The following is a 16726-nucleotide window of genomic DNA, read 5'->3' as shown; positions in this document are numbered from 1 at the left end:
TATTAATAACCTATATTATTAAATATGAATTATTAAAGAACCAGTAAATAAAATATCTATCTTATCAATTCACGTAAGTATTAATAGGATTGGATAAGAAAAGAAAGAACGAGGTATGATTATGAGAATGATGAAAAACAACAAAAATGAAACAATTATGGTGATTGGAATTGATCACGGTTATGGAAACATGAAAACCGCAACCAGGTGCTTTACGTCGGGTGTAGTCAGATATGAGAAGGAGCCTATATCCTGCTGAACAAATGTCTTTGTAACCCCTCATGAATGAGGGGGGGCGTTGAAGTGTCGGAGACACTTTTTTGTATCGTTAATATTGAACAACAAGGATGAAAACTTGCTGTGATTCGTTTTCATGACATATTGACTTCCTAACGGATATTAGGTATAATATCCCTAACGACTATTAGGAATACAAAGATTGGAGAAACGAAATGAAAAAGATAAAAACAAAGGACAGAATACTTTTCGCAGCGCTTGATTTGTTTTCTGAAAAGGGATATGACCAGACATCCATTGATTTAGTTGCAGAAGCTGTGGGAATAAAAGGTCCATCCATATACGCACATTATAAGGGAAAGGAAGATATTCTTGATTCCCTGATTGCTATGATGGAACATAAATATGACGAGAATTTCGGAAATAGCGCTCATTTGGATAAGATTCCGGAATCACTAGATGAATTCAAGGAAGATTGTCTGAGACGAGTTGGATTCACAATGAAGGATCCGCAGATACAAAAGGTCAGAAGATTTTGTACAAAGGAGCAGTATAGAAATGAAAAGATTGCGGCACTTACGTCAAAGCACCAGCTGACCGGAAATCAGGAAATGTATGCTTTGATGTTAGAAAAAATGATGGAAAAGAATTTGATTCGCAGGTTTGATGCCAATCTGCTTGCGCTGGAAATCGTAGCACCGGTAACAGTGATGATAGAGATTGCAGACCGGGAGCCTGACAGGACGGACGAAATGTGGACGCAGATAGGTGTGCATCTGTCACATTTTGTTGAAATTTATGGGATGAAGTAAGTTGATTGTTCAAACCATCACCAGTGAACAGATGAATGAAAGGAAATTACGGAATGTGTAAAAGCAAATATAGGCATTGTGCAGAGAAAATGAAAAGATATTATGACACCGCTTTATGCAATTTCAGCAGTATGTTTTTGGGTAACCGCACTGTAAAAAAGCAAATTCCCATTTAAGGAAGGAGATGCGTTCATGATTGGAATCTATTTCAGCGGAACTGGAAATACAAAACATTGTGTCGAAAAGTTAGTCAAACTGTTGGACGTATCTGCTCAGAGTTTTCCGTTAGAACATACACAGATGATTCAAATATTGGAAGAGCATGACATCATTGTGCTGGGCTACCCGACACAGTTTTCCAATGCCCCTATCATAGTGCGTGATTTTATTAAAAACCATTCTTCTCTATGGAATGGGAAAAAGGTCTTTTGCGTCAATACGATGGGGCTTTTCAGCGGTGATGGAACAGGATGTACAGCTCGAATCTTAAGGAAATGCGGGGCAACAATACTCGGCGGTTTGCAGATCAAAATGCCGGATTCCGTCTGCGACAGCAAGCTGCTGAAGAAAACGCCAGGGGAAAACCGGGAGATCGTCCGTCAGGCCGACCAAAAGATAGAAGTTGCCGCACGGCAGATCAAGCAAGGAAACTACCCCCAGGACGGGCTGTCCTTCTTTTCCCACCTGAAGGGACTTTTTGGACAGCGGCTGTGGTTTTACGGCAAGACGGCGGGATACACGGACAAGCTGAAAATCTGCGAAAAATGCGTGGGCTGCGGGCTGTGCGTCTCTTTATGCCCCACGAAAAATCTCTCCCTGCGAGACGGGAAAGCCACCGCGGAAGACCGGTGTACCATGTGTTACCGCTGTATCAGCCGCTGTCCCCAAAAGGCCATCACGCTACTCGGGGACGAGGTAATAGAGCAGTGCCGGTTTGAAAAATACGGCTCTGGGGAGTGAAAGTGCATGAGGGCGGAAAGCGGCTTTATGGATAGAGAAATTGGGATGGTAGATGCGTTTTCGGATGAGGACAATGAAAAGCCGGTGTGTTTGCAATTTCAAGAGATGAGTGGCTCACCGGAAAATCAAAAATTTGCGAGGATATGAAAATGGTGTATAGAACACTATCCGTTGATGAAGCAGAACAATTCTGGAGTTTGATGAACCAATTGGATTACTATATGGCAAGGGTAAGATAAATTCTCGTTTACACGACAATGACTTACGATATAAGCAGGTACAGAATAAAATGATAAATGCGCCCCGATGGGCAAGGAAGGAGTATATGAAAATGATCGTTTCGGAAAAAGAGCTTTGTAAATCGAACGAAGCGGACTCGTCTTCCTCGGAAAGACTTGGAAAGGCGATAATCGCGCTTCTGGTTATTGCGGCTTTTCTGATTGCAGCCCTTGCGGGGGCGTGGATCATGTTCGGCACTCAACTCACGGCGGCCATGACCATCGAGAAGCTGGATGATAATCTGTGGTCTATGGAATATAAGGGAGATTATGGCTTCGATGGATTTCTGGAGCAGGGCGGGGCAAAAAGCGACGCCGAGATGGGAGACTACATCGCCTCATTCCTCTCTCACGGCTTCTGGAAGCCGGACACCTCCGCCGCCGGGGGAAACTACGGCTGCTCCACCGTCGCGGTGACAAGTCCCGACGGTGCGGCCCTCTTTGGCCGGAACTTCGACTGGGAGGAATGTGACATAATGCTGGTACATACCGTTCCCAAGAATGGCTATGCGTCCATCGCCACCTGCAATTTGGACTTCCTGGGCTTTGGGGAGGACTGGAAGCCCGATGGAAGCATGGGCGATAAGTTCATGGCGCTGGCTTCCGTCTACGCTATCCTGGACGGCATGAACGAAAAAGGCCTGTGCGTGGCTGATCTCATGGTGAGCCACGAGGAGGGTGTCGACCAGAATACCGATAAGCCCGACATTACCATTGTCTCCGGTCTGCGGCTGCTGCTGGACAAGGCGGCGAATGTAGAGGAAGCGTTGGAATTGCTTTCGCAGTATGATATGCACTTTTCCCTGGGCCGCGCCCAGCACTTCTCCCTCTCCGACGCTGCCGGGCGGAGCGTGGCGGTGGAGTGGCAAAACGGCGATATGGTGGTGACGGACACCCCGGTGGTGACCAACTTCTATCTCCACGGGGACGACGGCACCTCCGGAAGTGGACAGTCCTATGTGCGTTTTAACACCCTCACCCAGCGGCGGGATGCGGCAAAGGGCGTGATGACCGCCGAGGAAGTCCGCACCTCGCTGGCGGCTGTGGCACAGAGCAACTTCCCCGGCGAGAACGGCGGGGAGAAGACCTGCTGGAGCTGCGTCTATGACCAGCGGGAATTGACCGCCACCTTCTACGACACCGAGGATTGGGCGCAGCCCTATGCCCTCTCCCTAGGAGAAAAGGATTGGTGCAAAAAGGGAGAGTGAGGAAGTATGAACGAGAGAACATATACGACTCCATTGGGCAAAATCCATTATTGGGTGCATCTGATTTCACCGGACGGGGTAACGTTGGTGTTCCTGCCCGGTCTGACAGCGGATCACCGGTTGTTTGACAAACAAATCGTGTATTTTGAGGGGAAATACAATGTCCTTGTGTGGGACGCCCCCGGCCACGCCGCCTCCTGGCCCTTTGCCTTTGCCTTCGATTTGATGGACAAGGCAAGGTGGCTGGACGGAATTCTGGAGCAGGAGGGGATCACAAAACCCGTTATCGTGGGGCAGTCTATGGGCGGCTATGTGGGACAGGCGTATGCGCAAACTTACCCCGAAAAGCTGAAGGGCTTTGTGTCCATCGACTCCGCGCCGCTGCAACGAAAGTATATGACAGAGCCGGAGCTTTGGCTGCTGAAACGAATGGAGCCAGTCTATCGCCACTATCCGTGGAAGGCCCTCTTAAAGTCCGGGACAAAGGGTGTTGCCCTGTCGGAATACGGAAGGAACCTGATGTGGGACATGATGCTGGTGTATGACGGCGACCAGAAGCGCTACGCAAAGATTGCCGGTCACGGCTTCCGAATCCTTGCCGAGGCGGTGGAGCGGGATTTGCCGTATGAAATCAAATGTCCCGCCCTGCTCATCTGCGGCGAACAGGACAAGGCGGGGTCTTGTGTTCGATACAACAAGGCGTGGCATAAAAATTCTGGCATATCGCTGGAATGGATCAAAGACGCCGGACACAACTCCAACACCGACCAGCCGGAAATCGTAAACCGGCTGATCGAACAGCTGGCTCAGCGGGCGAAGTGTCTGGAGGTTTGATTTTACGAAATCAGTGACTGAAAAGAGAAGGTGTAAGCGAATGTGGAGTTACATAGCGGGGGGAGTATTCCTTGCTCTGGCAATCTATTTCATTGTCCAGGGGATACGATGCGGCGCGGCGGTGAGAGAAAGCAAAAACCGTCTTGCCGCTTACAATGCCCAGACGGCGGCATTAAGCTTCCTGAAAGCGTTCGCTGCGGAGCATCCGGAGGTAAACATTCATACCATTCTCCCAAGAGAGGAGAATATAAAAAAGGTTTTGGCTGCCCTTTCACAAATCGAGGAAAAAAGGAAGGTCGCTTATGAACGGAACAGAGGTTAGGAGTTGTGAAACGCACGGGAGTCAGGAGCGGCTCAAACAGGCGTGGATTGACCGGGATGAAAAACTCATCTCTTTTCATTCCATCGACTCGAGTCAGGTAATGGAGGCCGAAGAAACCACGTTTTGGAAGAAGATCGTCTCCCTCACCTACATTGGGTATCGTATTCAATGAAAACAGAAAAAGAAGTAACAACTGTAAAAACACAGCGAACACATCTCCCCTTGGGAGAGAATGAGGAAGGAGAAAATGAAATGAAAAAAATACTGAATAAACTTTTCATCATAGCAAGTTTAGGTTTGATCGCAGCGGGTGCAATCTTTCTGTGCGTCAGCATTTTTGACGGAAATGAGACCACGACACCATTGGCAATCGCATTGGCGTGCATGTTGCTGTCAAACCTTTTTAATGTGATTCGGATGAATATGGATAAGAAATAGCAACTTGATCATGTTCAATCAAACCAAATCTGAATCCTGAAAGGAAACCATTATGAAACAGCAAAAATTTTTCGTTATTGTTATAACCGTCTGTGCCCTCCTGCTATCTCTGGCCGGGTGCGCATCCAACTCCGCCTTTGACGGCAGCAGCGCAAAGAACGCGGATTCCTACCACTTGGATGTCAAAACCATGAACGGCACGGACACCCACACCCTGGAGCTGAAGCAGGGTGATACGCTCAAAATTTTTTTCGAGACGGTGAAAGGGTCGCTGGAGATGAAGATTACGTCACCGGACGGAACATCGCTCTATCAGGGAGACGGAACCGTGACGGAATTTACCGTGGAGGCTCCTGTGGACGGTCCCTACGCAATCGTCGTTGCGGGGCAGAATGCAAAGGGCAGGATCCACGTTGATGTGGAAAAAGTGCCTGCGAGTACGGAACCGGCGGAGACACCGGAGCCGTCGAATTTCACTGTGAAAGAAGAAATCCTTCCCGCTGAGGCTCCTACCAGGGAAACGACGGACACCTCCGTTTCCATCGCGCCACCGGTGCAGGAGCATAATAATTCGGATGCCGTGACAGCGGACGATCTGGTTGGCCCGTGGCATCTGGTGGAAGATGAAAAAGACAATGCCACCGCTATGGAGGCGATCCCCGGTGCTATGGAGTTTGGCAATAGCATGGAGATTACAAGCAACGGACATATCTCATGGTATATCGGAGCGGACGGCGGAACCGGTACATATTCGCTGAGTGGCGATATTCTCTCCGCCGACATGACCAATGACTTTGACCAAAGCTCCATGAAAATGGAGTTTACAGTTGAGAAAACGGATGACGGGACTTTTCTGTACACAGAATATAAGGGGCTCTTGCTTTGCTGGTCGCAGGGCGAGGGCGAAACAGGAAAGGGTGGAGACGATGAAGCTGAGTCGGGTTATCCGGGAGCGGATGTGGTAGAGCTTGTGAATCTCCGCGGCGACACGACAACGGTATATAAATTAGCGGACGGCACCTATATGGATCGCATTGAACGCCGTTTTACCTATAACGGTACGGATACATGGACCGACGAGGACGGGGTGGAGTGGAAATGTAAGTTTTGAAAATGTAAATATCACATATCCTGAACATACACATATTGAGCCGTGTGTGATATCAGGTGTCAGATTTTTCGAAATTATAAGCGCGAAAAGATGAGAGGAGTTGGTTGACGGATGAAAAAAGATCATGCAAAAAAGCGATATATTGGAAAGATAATCGTGGCGTTTCTATTTGGAGCTGCAATCATGGCATTCATAAGATATATATCTTATGGGGGCATGAACTCCGGAACACAGGTAAATAATGAAGAATTTCTGAAAGTTGCAGAGGAAATCGATGATATTGCGATACCGGAAAATGTAAAGATATTAGCTCTTGGAGAGGCGACCCACGGAAATAAAGAATTTCAGGAATTAAAGCTTGATTTGTTTAGAAAAATGGTAGAGGAATATAACTGTAAGGCCTTTGCCTTAGAAGCAGATTATGGTGGATGCTTATTGGTAAATCAATATATACACGGTGAGGGGAAATTTACGGAAGATGATGCAGTGGAAGCACTTGCTTTTCATATTTACCAGACGGATGAAATGAGGGCATTGATTCGCTATATGGCAGATTATAATAAACAGGCAAAACCGGAAGAGATGTTAAGCTTTTATGGGTTTGATATGCAAAACTCCGACTTGGATCAAAAATGTGTAGATGAAGCATTTTCAGAACTTAAGATGCAGTATACCGATATGGAAGATGCTGCGGAAACTTTAAAGAATATACCAGGGATGGAAATGTATGCGCAGGCAGCGAGATGTTATCTGCAAAATCAGGAGCTTAGTAATGCGTCAAATGTAGATTATGCAAAAATAAGAGATCATTATATGGCTGAAAACATCGACTGGATTTATGAGCATGTTCGGAAAGGAAACGAATCTATGCTTATGATTTCGGGGCATAACGGACATGTGGCAAAGAAGAGTACATATACTACATTCATGGGTGAAGAACTGTTTGATAAATATGGTGATGATTATTTTGTCATTGGCACAGATTTTTACAAAACAGAATGCAATTTGCCTGGAAAAAATGGAAAAAGAATTACACGAAAATTTTATTCTGCTGACCCTTTGGCAAATACAGCGCATGCCCTTGGGATGGATATGACGTATCTTGATTTTGATAAACTGCAAAAATCAGAAAAAATAAAGAAAATTATCAATCAGAGTATGCTGATGGGATCACTCGGAGAGGGTTATAGCTTTTTGAATAAGATCTTACCAAATAGCTATAGAATCAATGATGTCCCAGCAGAATTATATGATGGAATGATTATTGTGATAAATGCGACACCAACAGATATAAAGCATTAATGAAAAAATATGGAGGGAGGAACAAATGATGATACAGGATATTTATCCACACAAATTACATAATGAATATGACAACGATATCGTACCTTGCAAGGACGATATCGTTCTTTGCTTCGATGGTGAAAACTTGCTTGTAAAATTGGATGGGAAGATGATTTTTCCTAAGGTTTCAGATTTTGAAGAGGGAACAGAATTTACATATTTGTTTAAACTGGATGATTAGCCATTTTTTCTGCTGAGAGGTACAGATCGTATCATAAAACATGTTGGTGAAGAAAATGAGGCAGTGATCGAAAGTGAAAAACTGAAAGAATTCGAACTGATAGAATCCAGATCAATTCGGTATAAGGGGATCGGAGAAAAGCATGAGATCGAGCGTCATGCAGATGGGACTGTAACCAGAAAAGCCAAGAGGTACACTGGGAAGAAAGAGTGAATGGTTTATTATGGAGTTTAGCAACTCGTCATTTGTGGATTTGGTAAATCCCGAAAAATTATTTTTTATAGGGAACAGAAACTTTGAATTTCAGGAGGTGTTTTTATGCCACAAATGAATAAGGGAGGAAAATTTATTTTCGGGAAATCACTCATTCGGACGGATGGAACGTTGCGGATTCCACCGCAGGCAATGGAAGAATATCACATTGCAGATGAAGGAAAAGTATATCTTTTTACCGGAAGTAAGATTACCGGTGGCTTCTGCGTCACCCGGAAAGGCCTTTTGCATCCGTCAAAACTTGGTCACATTTTGGACGATACTCCACCGTTGCTTGACTACTCAGCAGGTTCTGGCGAATTTATCAAATACAAGGGGCGTTCCTACTGCTGGGTAGAGATTTCACAGGAGGGGCAAATTCTTCTTACGAAGAAAATGATGGATTTTTTGAAGGTGAGACCCGGAATGGAGCTGCTCTCTATCCGCAGTAGCGACATCGCGTTTACGATGGGAGCTAAAGGACCGCTATTGGAAAAAGCAGAAAACTATGATGGTGAAATTCCGCTTTTTTAAGTGTAACAATTTGAATTTGTGCGACCGATTACAGGAAGGAGAAGGATAATGGCTATCACATTAAAGAAAGCAACGAGAGAAGATATAGAAACAATCTGGAAAATGCAAGTAGAGGCATTTACAGAGCTTTTAGATAAATATCAAGATTTCGATATGAGTCCGGCAACTGAAAGCTTAGAAAAAATAATCGCTAAATTTGAACAGCCTTGGACAACTTATTATTATATCGTTGAGAATGATATAGTTGTTGGTGCAGTACGAATAGTTAATAAAAACGATGGAAGTAGAAAAAGAATTTCGCCAATTTGGATTATGGGTGAATTTCGCAATAAAGGATATGCTCAACAAGCAATGATTGAACTTGAAAATATATATGGTTCTGACCATTGGTGTTTGGATACAATTTTACAAGAAAAGGGAAATCTACATCTATATGAGAAAATGGGATATGTTCAAACTGGAAAGGTTGAGCATATAAACGAAAAAATGGATATAGTATTCTATGAAAAAAATTGACGAAGAAATCAGACAGACAACTTCCAGTCTTACGGAGAGGCTGAAAAACAACAGAAGATTTGAAGTTGGAGGTGAGATGCTATGGATATAGAATTTAGAAAATTTACCGATTTTAATAGAGGTATTATGTATGATATTTTAAAGGATGCATACTTGTTTGATGAAAGGTGTGCCATCTGTTGGGATGAAAACTGGAAGCAGTCGGATGCCTTTTTCTTTGATAATCCTGATATTGCTGATAAATATGGTTTTGTAACTTGTTATAAAGGTGAACCAATAGGATTTATATGTTGGGACCCAAGAAATAGACCTGAATATGTCGAGATAGGGCATAATGGTATAAGAGCAAAGTACAAGGGAAATGGCTTTGGGAAAGCCCAATTAAGCGAGGCTATTCGGCGCATAAAAGAATATGAAGGACTGAAAGAAATACGAGTGTGGACAAATAGTAATCTAATTGCACCGAAGAATTATGAAAGTGTTGGTTTTATTTTATATGATACAAAAGAAAATAACGATGAGGCCGCTTTTTCGGGCGACTATTTGTATTATAAAATTCAGTTGCAATAGTATGAAAGAATAAAATTTCAGCAAGCCGGTGTGTTTAACTGAGAGACGAATTTGAATTTTATGGAGGAAAAGGTGATGGAAAAATTGTCGACAGATGCAGAAAAGATTATGATTGAAAGATTTGGAAAAGACAATATTATTGCATTGGCAACGACAGTAGATAATAAGCCTTATGTACGCAGTGTAAATTCATTTTATGATAAGGGTTCTTTCTATGTACTTACTTACGGACGCTCAGATAAAATGAAACAAATTCAACAAAATCCGCTTGTTGCAATTGCAGGAGATTGGTTTACTGCTAATGGAAAGGGCATTAACTTGGGTTATTTTGGCAAAAAAGAAAATTTGGATATTGCAGAGAAAATGAAAGTTGCTTTTTCTGAATGGATAAATAACGGTCATAACAATTTTGAAGATGAAAATACATGTATTCTTCAAATTGAGCTTACTGATGGTGTATTGTTTTCACACGGAACAAGATATGACATAGATTTTACTGAATAGAGGTACAACTTTCAGTCTGTAGGAGAGATTGAAAGCACACGATTATTTGAAGCTGTAGAGGTAAAGATAATGATAGAGATTAGATATGTTCAAACGGAAGATAAAGAATTTTGGTATAGTCTTGACAGGCATTTACCGGAACCGGAATTTGAAAACAAAGTAAGTAATAAAAGAGGATATATTATATTTGATGATAATAAACCAATTGGACTATTGAGATATAATCTTTTTTGGGACAATACACCATTTTGTACCATGCTGTTTATTGACTGGAATTATCAGGGAAAAGGTTATGGAAAAAAACTTATGGAGCATTGGGAAGCTGATATGAAATCTCAGGGATATGGTATGCTTTTGACATCTACCCAGGTTGATGAGGAAGCACAGCATTTTTATAGAAAATTAGGATATAAAGATTGTGGTGGTTTTGTTATAGATATTCCGGGATATGAGCAACCAATGGAAATGTTTTTTATTAAGTGTATTTAACAAATTTCAGTTGATATTTCACATATTTTAGGAAATTTAATAACTGTTATATTTGATTATCAAATTCTTCGCAAACCCTTGAAAATACTAAGTTTGTAGCAAGTGAACTTTCCCTTACTCTTTCCCTTGTGTTACATTCTCCCATTGGTTTTTATGAACCTTAATATGGGAAAAATTAAGGGAAAGAAAATTTCATAACACAATATAACATATAACAATAACGACATGGTGAACTGATTGAAATGTTTTCGATATTTAACTTTATAACTGATTATCAAAAGAAAATGGAGATAAGATACGATGAGAACAATTTATGCAGAATACAACATAAACCACGATAGTATTGATGTTTACACAAGTGCCGGATATATGCTTCGCATTGATTGCTGGGAAGCTGAAAAAAATTTAAAAACCACATATGGATCAGAATGTGCGCTTACTTCATTGGCTGTGGATGAGCCTTTGGAATATGCAAGATTATATCTTGATGGCAATTTACAGATGTGGGTGGATGCAGAAGATTCATTAGAACTTTATTAAGCAAGAAGTGAAATATTGTTGTAGATCTATCTCATTTCTTGAGGGTTCTTAAGATGCAAGATGATTGCTAATACGCATTTTACAATAGAGTTTAATTTTTAAAACTGTATGGTGGAAAGCAAGTCTGAAATGGCTTGCTTTTTGCTTTACAACGAGGGTGGTTACTGTATAATGAAATATGAAGTAAAAAGCAGTAATTTGATATGAAGCAATAAAGGAAATACATGATGGAAAAATATAAAATTCTAATAGTTGAAGATGATGTTGATTTGAGAGAGGGACTTTCCTTCTCCTTTTCTGGTGATGGATATGATGTGACAGAGACAGGGACAAAAAAGGATGGTTTACAAGAAATCGCAAACGGTGGTTATGATATTGTATTTTTGGATTGTAACCTGCCGGACGGAACGGGCTTTGAACTCTGTAAAGAAGTTCGTAGCTACAGCAATATCCCAATCATTATGCTGACTGCTCGTGATACAGAAATGGATGAGATAAAGGCTTTAGAATTAGGGGTAAATGATTACTTGTCAAAACCATTTTCTCTGGGTGTATTAAAAGCAAGAATGAAGCGGATACTTCAAGAAAAATCTGAAAGTACAAAGATTGTTACAGGTTCATTAAGCATAGACCAGAGTACTTGTAAAGTATATAAAAGAGGTTCAGAAATCTCTCTTAGCAAATTGGAATACCGTCTGTTGGTGTATTTGATTGAAAATAAGAATCATATCCTTTCTAAGGAGCAGATTTTAGAGAAGATATGGGATAGTGATGGAAAATATGTAGATAACAATACGGTGTCTGTGAATATCAGCAGGCTTCGTACAAAGATAGAGGATGATGTATCGAAACCAAAATGGATTCAAACAGTTCATGGAATCGGATATATCTGGAAGGAATAAAGAGATGTGGATTACGATACTTTTAGCAGTGCTTTTGTGTTTGTCGATTGGATATAGCATATATCAAAAAAGAAAAACATATCGCCTGATTGACCGTTTGCTGGACAGTGTGTTAAATCGGGAAATGATTGCAGCTTCTGATGTGGAAGAAGGAGAATATTCTGCTCTTGTCAGTAAAATCAAGCAGATACAGGAAGTGCTTGATAATCACGTGAATAGTGCCGAACAAGAAAAAGAGCAGGTGAAAAGTCTGGTATCTAATATGTCTCATCAATTAAAAACGCCCTTAGCGAATATTTCTCTCTATGCAGAAATCTTAAGTAAAGAAGAAATTACATCAGAACGGAAAACATTGTTTTCTGAAAAAATGCAACGACAGATTGACAAGCTGAGTTGGATTGTGGAGTCTTTATCGAAGATGGTAAAATTGGAGCAAAATATTGATGGCTTTGAAGGAAAAGCAATAGGGATCAAGCAGACGATTTTAGACGCAGTAGATACGCTTTATGAGAAACTGGAAAAAAAGGAAATCAACTTTACATTGGAACCATTTGAGGACAGATTACTGTATCATAATCGAAAATGGACAGCAGAAGTATTTGTAAATTTGTTGGAAAATGCTGTTAAGTACACCGATAGAGGAGGAACTATTTCCATTTGTGTAAAAAGTTATGATTTATACACAGAGATTCAGATTGCAGATAATGGGCGTGGTATCCGGCAGGAGGAAATGACCGATATATTCAAACGATTTTATAGAAGCCCAGAAGTTGAGAATATGGAAGGTTCTGGGATTGGTTTGTATCTTTCTAATCTGATTTTGGAAAAAGAAAAAGGATATATGACGGTAGATTCCGAGTATGGAAAGGGAAGCTGTTTTTCTGTGTTCTTACAAAACTGTAAGAACTAATCATCCGTTTGTAAAGAAATTGCAAGATACGGCAGTTATACTGGATGTATCAAGAAAAGAGGAGTGATGACGGATGAGTATTTTAGAATTACGAAATGTTGAGAAAATATATGGAGAAAAAGATAATCAGGTAAAGGCACTACGGAATATCAATCTAAAAGTAGAAGAAGGCGAGTTTGTTGCCATTGTAGGCACATCTGGTTCAGGCAAATCTACTTGTCTTAATTTAATCGGTGGTCTGGATAATCCGACAAGTGGACAGATTTTTATAAAGAATAAAGAGATTGGTTCTCTTTCAAGAAAAGAACTGACGATTTTCCGTAGAAGAAATATAGGGTTTGTATTCCAGAATTATAGTTTAATGCCTGTGTTGAATGTGTATGATAACGTGGCATTGCCGGTTACATTTGACTGTGGAAAACATATTAACCGCAAATATATCGAAGAATTGTTGCGGGAACTGGGCATTTGGGAGAAACGCAAGAAATATCCAAACGAATTATCCGGCGGTCAGCAGCAAAGAGTTGCAATCGCCAGAGCTTTGGCAAATAAACCGAGTATCCTGCTTTGCGATGAACCGACAGGTAATTTGGACTCAGCCACAACCATTGAGGTTATGGGGTTATTAAAAACGAGTTGTCGTAAGTACAATCAGACGATTCTCATGGTAACGCATAATGAAGCCATTGCACAGACTTGCGACAGAGTAATTCATATTGAAGATGGTCAGATTGTTACAGGAAAGAGAAGATTTCCGGCAAAAGGCGGTGATGTCGTATGTTAAAGCTGGCATGGAAATATATGCGGTATTACAAGAGCCAGACATTTGCAATTTTTGCGAGTATTTTATTAACAGCATCATTGCTTTCCGGGATTTCTTCTTTGATTTACAGCAGTCAGAAAAGTGATCTGTCGAACAGCAAAACTATTTACGGAGACTGGCATTATTATATTGAAACGGATAAGGAACTTTTTAATTCTGTAGAAAGCGGTGAGAAAGGAAAAGGATATACGCTGGAACAGTGTGGAAAAATGGAAATCCGTGACGTTGTGGCAGAAGAATTTATGATCTGTTTTATCCATGCCGATGAAACTTATCGTCAAATGGCACACAGAGACTTGTTGGAAGGAACATTCCCTGAGAAAGAAAATGAAATTGCAGCGGATGGATTTGTGCTTAGTAATCTTGGATTTTCAGGGAATTTAGGAGATTCCCTTCGCATTGGTGAAAAAGAGTATATTGTTACTGGTGTTCTGAAAAGCGAATGGGCGGCAAGTTCCAGTGAAATGGAAGTTTTTGTAAGTGATTCTTTTAAAGGTCGAGGAAGCCAGACGTTTTTATATCTCAGTTTTAATGAAGATGAGAAGTTATATAAACAGTTGGATGATTTTTTACAGGAACATAAATTATCTTCTGAATCGGTAGCAGAAAATGATGAAGTAATACAGTATCTTGGCGGAGAAGCACCAAGCAGCATTTCTGAAATCGTGAAATTTGGTCTGTTTGAAGAAGAAGGAAACTTCACTTATATCGTTTTGAAATTGCAGAGCGACTACAATCTGGCTTACAACGGAATGATTTTCCTGTTATGTCTGTTCAGTCTTTTCGTAGTTTACAGCGTATTCAGTATTTCTGTATCGAAGAGAACTTCTGAGTACGGAATATTACAGACATTAGGTATTAGTGAAGCGCAGATTGGTGGCACCTTACTTTTGGAACTTTGGACGTTATTTTTCATTGGATATCCGTTAGGATGTCTTTTAGGAAATGGTGTTTTAAGCCTTATGTATCAGAAATTTAGCGGTGTATTTGGTGGAAAAGGAATCAGTGGAGCAGGGAATGGTCTTTCTGTTGCGGACCATACGTTAGCAGAAGGAGAAAATACAGTAGAGTTTTTTGTTTCAAAGGAAGCTGTTGTGTTTGGTTTTGTATTTCTACTGATTTCGTTAGCACTCGTTGCCTTTCTCGTGGTTCGTTCCATGCGGAAAGATTCGCTGAAAACTGTGATGAGTGGAGATACTTCTTTTGTAAAAAGAAGAAAAATATACGCTATGCGAAATGTTAATATGGCAAATGTAGTGGTGCGGAAATTCATGTTTGCCAATAAACGAAAGGTAATAGGGATTTTATTATCCTTGTCTATCGGCGGTTGCATTTTCTTATGTACCACCTATATGGTAGAAAATTTGAAGGTTCACGCAGAACTTTCGCTGATATCGGATGATGGGCTTGGTTCTGAGTACCGTATTTCTTTAAAATCTGACTCGCTGAAGGATACGATTCCGGAGGCGGTAGCAGATAAGATTAAAAACATGCCGGAAACAGAGAATGTATATGCGACAAAGTATACGATGGGGGAATTACAGATTTCCAAAAACGAATTTTTGTCAGAAGAAGAATGGAGTGACTATTTCAAATATCAAAATCAGGAGCCGTATTATATCCAGAGATATGATGGGATCTGTAAGCAGCAGGAAGATGGAAATTATCGGATTAAATATAATGTGTACGGTTACGATGAAGCGATGATAGAACAGCTTCGGGATTTTATTCTGGAGGGAGAGATTCAGCCGGAAACAATAAAGAATAATAATCAAGTGATTGTGACGGCGAATATGGACGGTCAGGGAAATTACTTTTTTTATGGAAAGAAGCCGGGCGATACCATTACTCTTCGAGTACCAAAGACAGAAAACTATACAGATGAACTGTTAAAATTCCAAAGTGGCGAAGAAAACTATATTGAAAAAGAGTTTGAGATTGCGGCAATCGTAAACAGACCGTTGGCGCAGGAGAAAGATTTTCTGAATACAGAAGTCTGGAAAAATGCGCAGAGTGTGATTATGACAGGCGAACAGATGGAAGAAAACTTTGGAATTACAGATTATAGTTTTATCAATGCATCGCCGGCTGATAGTGCGGATGCAAAGATCGTGAGCAATCAGTTATTACAAGTAATCCGAGATGTCCCCAAGGCAGTATTGCAGGATTATACGACCGCAATTGCAACACAGAAAGGTTATCTTGGACAGCAGCAGATCTTCTTTTCCAGTATTGCAGTGATTCTGCTGATTATCAGCCTGTTCCATATCGTAAACAGCATGAGTCATACGATTCTGACCAGAAGAAGAGAGTACGGGATTATCAGAGCAATAGGGATTACGGACGGCGGATTTTACAAGATGATTTTACAGACAGGTATTCTGTATGGATTGTTGGCGGATGTATTTATCTATCTTATTTATAACAGAGTTCTTCGCAGAGTGATGAATTATTATCTGGCTCATGTGCTGCAGTTTTTACATTATACTACTAATATTCCGAATCTGGTTCTGAATGGAATTATGGTGCTGAATGTAGTGATTGCAGTAGTGGCAGTAATGTTTCCGGCTTGGAAGATGGGAAAAGAGAATATCATAAGTGAGATTAGAAGATAGATTTATAATCAGGATTTTTAGAATTTCTTTAGTGGTTAGTATCATTGGATATAGCAATAGAATTAAAGAGAATACCCAATCTTTATAAGTAACCAGAGGGCGACAGTAAAATACTGCCGCCCTTTCTTTTATCGGTTTGTCCAGTAAAGAGTGTTCAGATAACACCGGATTCCAAGATATATTCCCTGTATAAATAATAAAAGAAACAAAAGATTTATGGGCATTACTTTTTTGAGACAGTGTGAAATAATCTCTGTAAATCCAGATTTTCTATGATAATTGAGTGGGCTTGGGAGCGGTTATCCGCTTACAAGCCCTTGATTATTTTTATCAAAAACAAGATGGT

22 protein-coding genes and 1 pseudogene are annotated in these 16726 nt (G+C 41.0%); 22 read left to right on the top strand and 1 reads right to left on the bottom strand.

Annotation, left to right across the window (positions count from 1 at the left end; genetic code table 11):
* Window positions 1–121: 121 nt before the first annotated feature.
* The 22 genes and pseudogenes from ACTNEW_RS13190 to ACTNEW_RS13085 all read left to right on the top strand — a co-directional run.
* Window positions 122–250, top strand: a pseudogene (locus ACTNEW_RS13190) (ParM/StbA family protein); the annotation flags it as partial.
* A 202-nt stretch (window positions 251–452) separates the two neighbouring features.
* Window positions 453–1049 carry a TetR/AcrR family transcriptional regulator gene (locus ACTNEW_RS13185; RefSeq protein WP_441061853.1) on the top strand — a complete coding sequence of 199 codons (597 nt, stop codon included), beginning with the start codon at window positions 453–455 and terminating at the stop codon, window positions 1047–1049.
* Between the two features lie 192 nt (window positions 1050–1241).
* Window positions 1242–2009: an EFR1 family ferrodoxin gene (locus ACTNEW_RS13180; protein WP_441061851.1), complete on the top strand. Its 768-nt coding sequence runs from the start codon at window positions 1242–1244 to the stop codon at window positions 2007–2009.
* Window positions 2010–2015: 6 nt separating this feature from the next.
* Window positions 2016–2156 (top strand): hypothetical protein, encoded by a 141-nt coding sequence (locus tag ACTNEW_RS13175; protein ID WP_441061849.1) that lies wholly within the window; start codon window positions 2016–2018, stop codon window positions 2154–2156.
* A gap of 178 nt (window positions 2157–2334) precedes the next feature.
* A complete protein-coding gene (locus ACTNEW_RS13170; protein ID WP_441061847.1) occupies window positions 2335–3495 on the top strand; it encodes a linear amide C-N hydrolase in 1161 nt (386 codons plus the stop codon).
* A gap of 6 nt (window positions 3496–3501) precedes the next feature.
* Window positions 3502–4329 (top strand): alpha/beta fold hydrolase, encoded by an 828-nt coding sequence (locus tag ACTNEW_RS13165; RefSeq protein ID WP_441061845.1) that lies wholly within the window; start codon window positions 3502–3504, stop codon window positions 4327–4329.
* A gap of 40 nt (window positions 4330–4369) precedes the next feature.
* Complete coding sequence (locus ACTNEW_RS13160) at window positions 4370–4651, top strand: hypothetical protein (RefSeq protein ID WP_441061843.1); 282 nt, start codon at window positions 4370–4372, stop codon at window positions 4649–4651.
* Window positions 4632–4823: a hypothetical protein gene (locus ACTNEW_RS13155; protein ID WP_441061841.1), complete on the top strand. Its 192-nt coding sequence runs from the start codon at window positions 4632–4634 to the stop codon at window positions 4821–4823. The genes ACTNEW_RS13160 and ACTNEW_RS13155 overlap by 20 nt, the downstream gene beginning before the upstream one ends.
* Entirely contained in the window at window positions 4820–5089 is a 270-nt protein-coding gene (locus tag ACTNEW_RS13150; protein ID WP_441061839.1) for a hypothetical protein, read from the top strand. The genes ACTNEW_RS13155 and ACTNEW_RS13150 overlap by 4 nt, the downstream gene beginning before the upstream one ends.
* A 190-nt stretch (window positions 5090–5279) precedes the next feature.
* Window positions 5280–6200: a hypothetical protein gene (locus ACTNEW_RS13145; RefSeq protein WP_441061837.1), complete on the top strand. Its 921-nt coding sequence runs from the start codon at window positions 5280–5282 to the stop codon at window positions 6198–6200.
* A gap of 111 nt (window positions 6201–6311) precedes the next feature.
* Window positions 6312–7502 (top strand): erythromycin esterase family protein, encoded by a 1191-nt coding sequence (locus ACTNEW_RS13140; RefSeq protein ID WP_441061835.1) that lies wholly within the window; start codon window positions 6312–6314, stop codon window positions 7500–7502.
* A gap of 25 nt (window positions 7503–7527) precedes the next feature.
* Entirely contained in the window at window positions 7528–7725 is a 198-nt protein-coding gene (locus ACTNEW_RS13135; RefSeq protein WP_441061834.1) for a hypothetical protein, read from the top strand.
* Window positions 7726–8043: 318 nt separating this feature from the next.
* A complete protein-coding gene (locus tag ACTNEW_RS13130) occupies window positions 8044–8511 on the top strand; it encodes a hypothetical protein (RefSeq protein ID WP_005340973.1) in 468 nt (155 codons plus the stop codon).
* Between the two features lie 48 nt (window positions 8512–8559).
* Window positions 8560–9027: a GNAT family N-acetyltransferase gene (locus ACTNEW_RS13125; protein ID WP_187115648.1), complete on the top strand. Its 468-nt coding sequence runs from the start codon at window positions 8560–8562 to the stop codon at window positions 9025–9027.
* 81 nt (window positions 9028–9108) lie between these two features.
* Window positions 9109–9597 carry a GNAT family N-acetyltransferase gene (locus tag ACTNEW_RS13120; RefSeq protein WP_441061831.1) on the top strand — a complete coding sequence of 163 codons (489 nt, stop codon included), beginning with the start codon at window positions 9109–9111 and terminating at the stop codon, window positions 9595–9597.
* A 75-nt stretch (window positions 9598–9672) separates the two neighbouring features.
* Window positions 9673–10101, top strand: coding sequence for a pyridoxamine 5'-phosphate oxidase family protein (locus ACTNEW_RS13115; RefSeq protein ID WP_441061830.1), 429 nt, complete (start codon window positions 9673–9675; stop codon window positions 10099–10101).
* A gap of 69 nt (window positions 10102–10170) precedes the next feature.
* A complete protein-coding gene (locus ACTNEW_RS13110; protein WP_441061826.1) occupies window positions 10171–10590 on the top strand; it encodes a GNAT family N-acetyltransferase in 420 nt (139 codons plus the stop codon).
* Between the two features lie 300 nt (window positions 10591–10890).
* Window positions 10891–11130: a DUF6061 family protein gene (locus ACTNEW_RS13105; RefSeq protein ID WP_020994096.1), complete on the top strand. Its 240-nt coding sequence runs from the start codon at window positions 10891–10893 to the stop codon at window positions 11128–11130.
* Between the two features lie 227 nt (window positions 11131–11357).
* On the top strand, window positions 11358–12032 hold the full coding sequence (locus ACTNEW_RS13100) for a response regulator transcription factor (RefSeq protein WP_008707461.1): 675 nt from the start codon (window positions 11358–11360) through the stop codon (window positions 12030–12032).
* Window positions 12033–12036: 4 nt separating this feature from the next.
* A complete protein-coding gene (locus ACTNEW_RS13095; RefSeq protein ID WP_055066700.1) occupies window positions 12037–12942 on the top strand; it encodes a sensor histidine kinase in 906 nt (301 codons plus the stop codon).
* Between the two features lie 73 nt (window positions 12943–13015).
* Window positions 13016–13726: an ABC transporter ATP-binding protein gene (locus ACTNEW_RS13090; protein ID WP_008707470.1), complete on the top strand. Its 711-nt coding sequence runs from the start codon at window positions 13016–13018 to the stop codon at window positions 13724–13726.
* Window positions 13720–16380, top strand: coding sequence for an FtsX-like permease family protein (locus ACTNEW_RS13085; protein WP_441061820.1), 2661 nt, complete (start codon window positions 13720–13722; stop codon window positions 16378–16380). Before ACTNEW_RS13090 ends, ACTNEW_RS13085 begins: the two co-directional genes overlap by 7 nt.
* A 128-nt stretch (window positions 16381–16508) precedes the next feature.
* Here ACTNEW_RS13085 and ACTNEW_RS13080 read toward each other — a convergent pair whose 3' ends face one another.
* Window positions 16509–16628: a DUF6040 family protein gene (locus ACTNEW_RS13080; RefSeq protein ID WP_441061895.1), complete on the bottom strand. Its 120-nt coding sequence runs from the start codon at window positions 16626–16628 to the stop codon at window positions 16509–16511.
* Window positions 16629–16726: the final 98 nt, after the last annotated feature.

Source organism: Blautia sp. HCP3S3_G3 (assembly GCF_052063365.1).
Taxonomy (GTDB): Bacteria; Bacillota; Clostridia; order Lachnospirales; family Lachnospiraceae; genus Blautia_A.
The sequence above is the reverse complement of the archived record's forward strand: the minus strand, read 5'-3'. Positions and strand labels throughout refer to the sequence as shown.

Coding starts and splice junctions, on each gene's coding strand:
- ACTNEW_RS13185 (WP_441061853.1), top strand. CDS start 453: ATGAAAAAGATAAAAACAAAGGACAGAATACTTTTCGCAGCGCTTGAT.
- ACTNEW_RS13180 (WP_441061851.1), top strand. CDS start 1,242: ATGATTGGAATCTATTTCAGCGGAACTGGAAATACAAAACATTGTGTC.
- ACTNEW_RS13175 (WP_441061849.1), top strand. CDS start 2,016: ATGAGGGCGGAAAGCGGCTTTATGGATAGAGAAATTGGGATGGTAGAT.
- ACTNEW_RS13170 (WP_441061847.1), top strand. CDS start 2,335: ATGAAAATGATCGTTTCGGAAAAAGAGCTTTGTAAATCGAACGAAGCG.
- ACTNEW_RS13165 (WP_441061845.1), top strand. CDS start 3,502: ATGAACGAGAGAACATATACGACTCCATTGGGCAAAATCCATTATTGG.
- ACTNEW_RS13160 (WP_441061843.1), top strand. CDS start 4,370: ATGTGGAGTTACATAGCGGGGGGAGTATTCCTTGCTCTGGCAATCTAT.
- ACTNEW_RS13155 (WP_441061841.1), top strand. CDS start 4,632: ATGAACGGAACAGAGGTTAGGAGTTGTGAAACGCACGGGAGTCAGGAG.
- ACTNEW_RS13150 (WP_441061839.1), top strand. CDS start 4,820: ATGAAAACAGAAAAAGAAGTAACAACTGTAAAAACACAGCGAACACAT.
- ACTNEW_RS13145 (WP_441061837.1), top strand. CDS start 5,280: ATGAACGGCACGGACACCCACACCCTGGAGCTGAAGCAGGGTGATACG.
- ACTNEW_RS13140 (WP_441061835.1), top strand. CDS start 6,312: ATGAAAAAAGATCATGCAAAAAAGCGATATATTGGAAAGATAATCGTG.
- ACTNEW_RS13135 (WP_441061834.1), top strand. CDS start 7,528: ATGATGATACAGGATATTTATCCACACAAATTACATAATGAATATGAC.
- ACTNEW_RS13130 (WP_005340973.1), top strand. CDS start 8,044: ATGCCACAAATGAATAAGGGAGGAAAATTTATTTTCGGGAAATCACTC.
- ACTNEW_RS13125 (WP_187115648.1), top strand. CDS start 8,560: ATGGCTATCACATTAAAGAAAGCAACGAGAGAAGATATAGAAACAATC.
- ACTNEW_RS13120 (WP_441061831.1), top strand. CDS start 9,109: ATGGATATAGAATTTAGAAAATTTACCGATTTTAATAGAGGTATTATG.
- ACTNEW_RS13115 (WP_441061830.1), top strand. CDS start 9,673: ATGGAAAAATTGTCGACAGATGCAGAAAAGATTATGATTGAAAGATTT.
- ACTNEW_RS13110 (WP_441061826.1), top strand. CDS start 10,171: ATGATAGAGATTAGATATGTTCAAACGGAAGATAAAGAATTTTGGTAT.
- ACTNEW_RS13105 (WP_020994096.1), top strand. CDS start 10,891: ATGAGAACAATTTATGCAGAATACAACATAAACCACGATAGTATTGAT.
- ACTNEW_RS13100 (WP_008707461.1), top strand. CDS start 11,358: ATGGAAAAATATAAAATTCTAATAGTTGAAGATGATGTTGATTTGAGA.
- ACTNEW_RS13095 (WP_055066700.1), top strand. CDS start 12,037: ATGTGGATTACGATACTTTTAGCAGTGCTTTTGTGTTTGTCGATTGGA.
- ACTNEW_RS13090 (WP_008707470.1), top strand. CDS start 13,016: ATGAGTATTTTAGAATTACGAAATGTTGAGAAAATATATGGAGAAAAA.
- ACTNEW_RS13085 (WP_441061820.1), top strand. CDS start 13,720: ATGTTAAAGCTGGCATGGAAATATATGCGGTATTACAAGAGCCAGACA.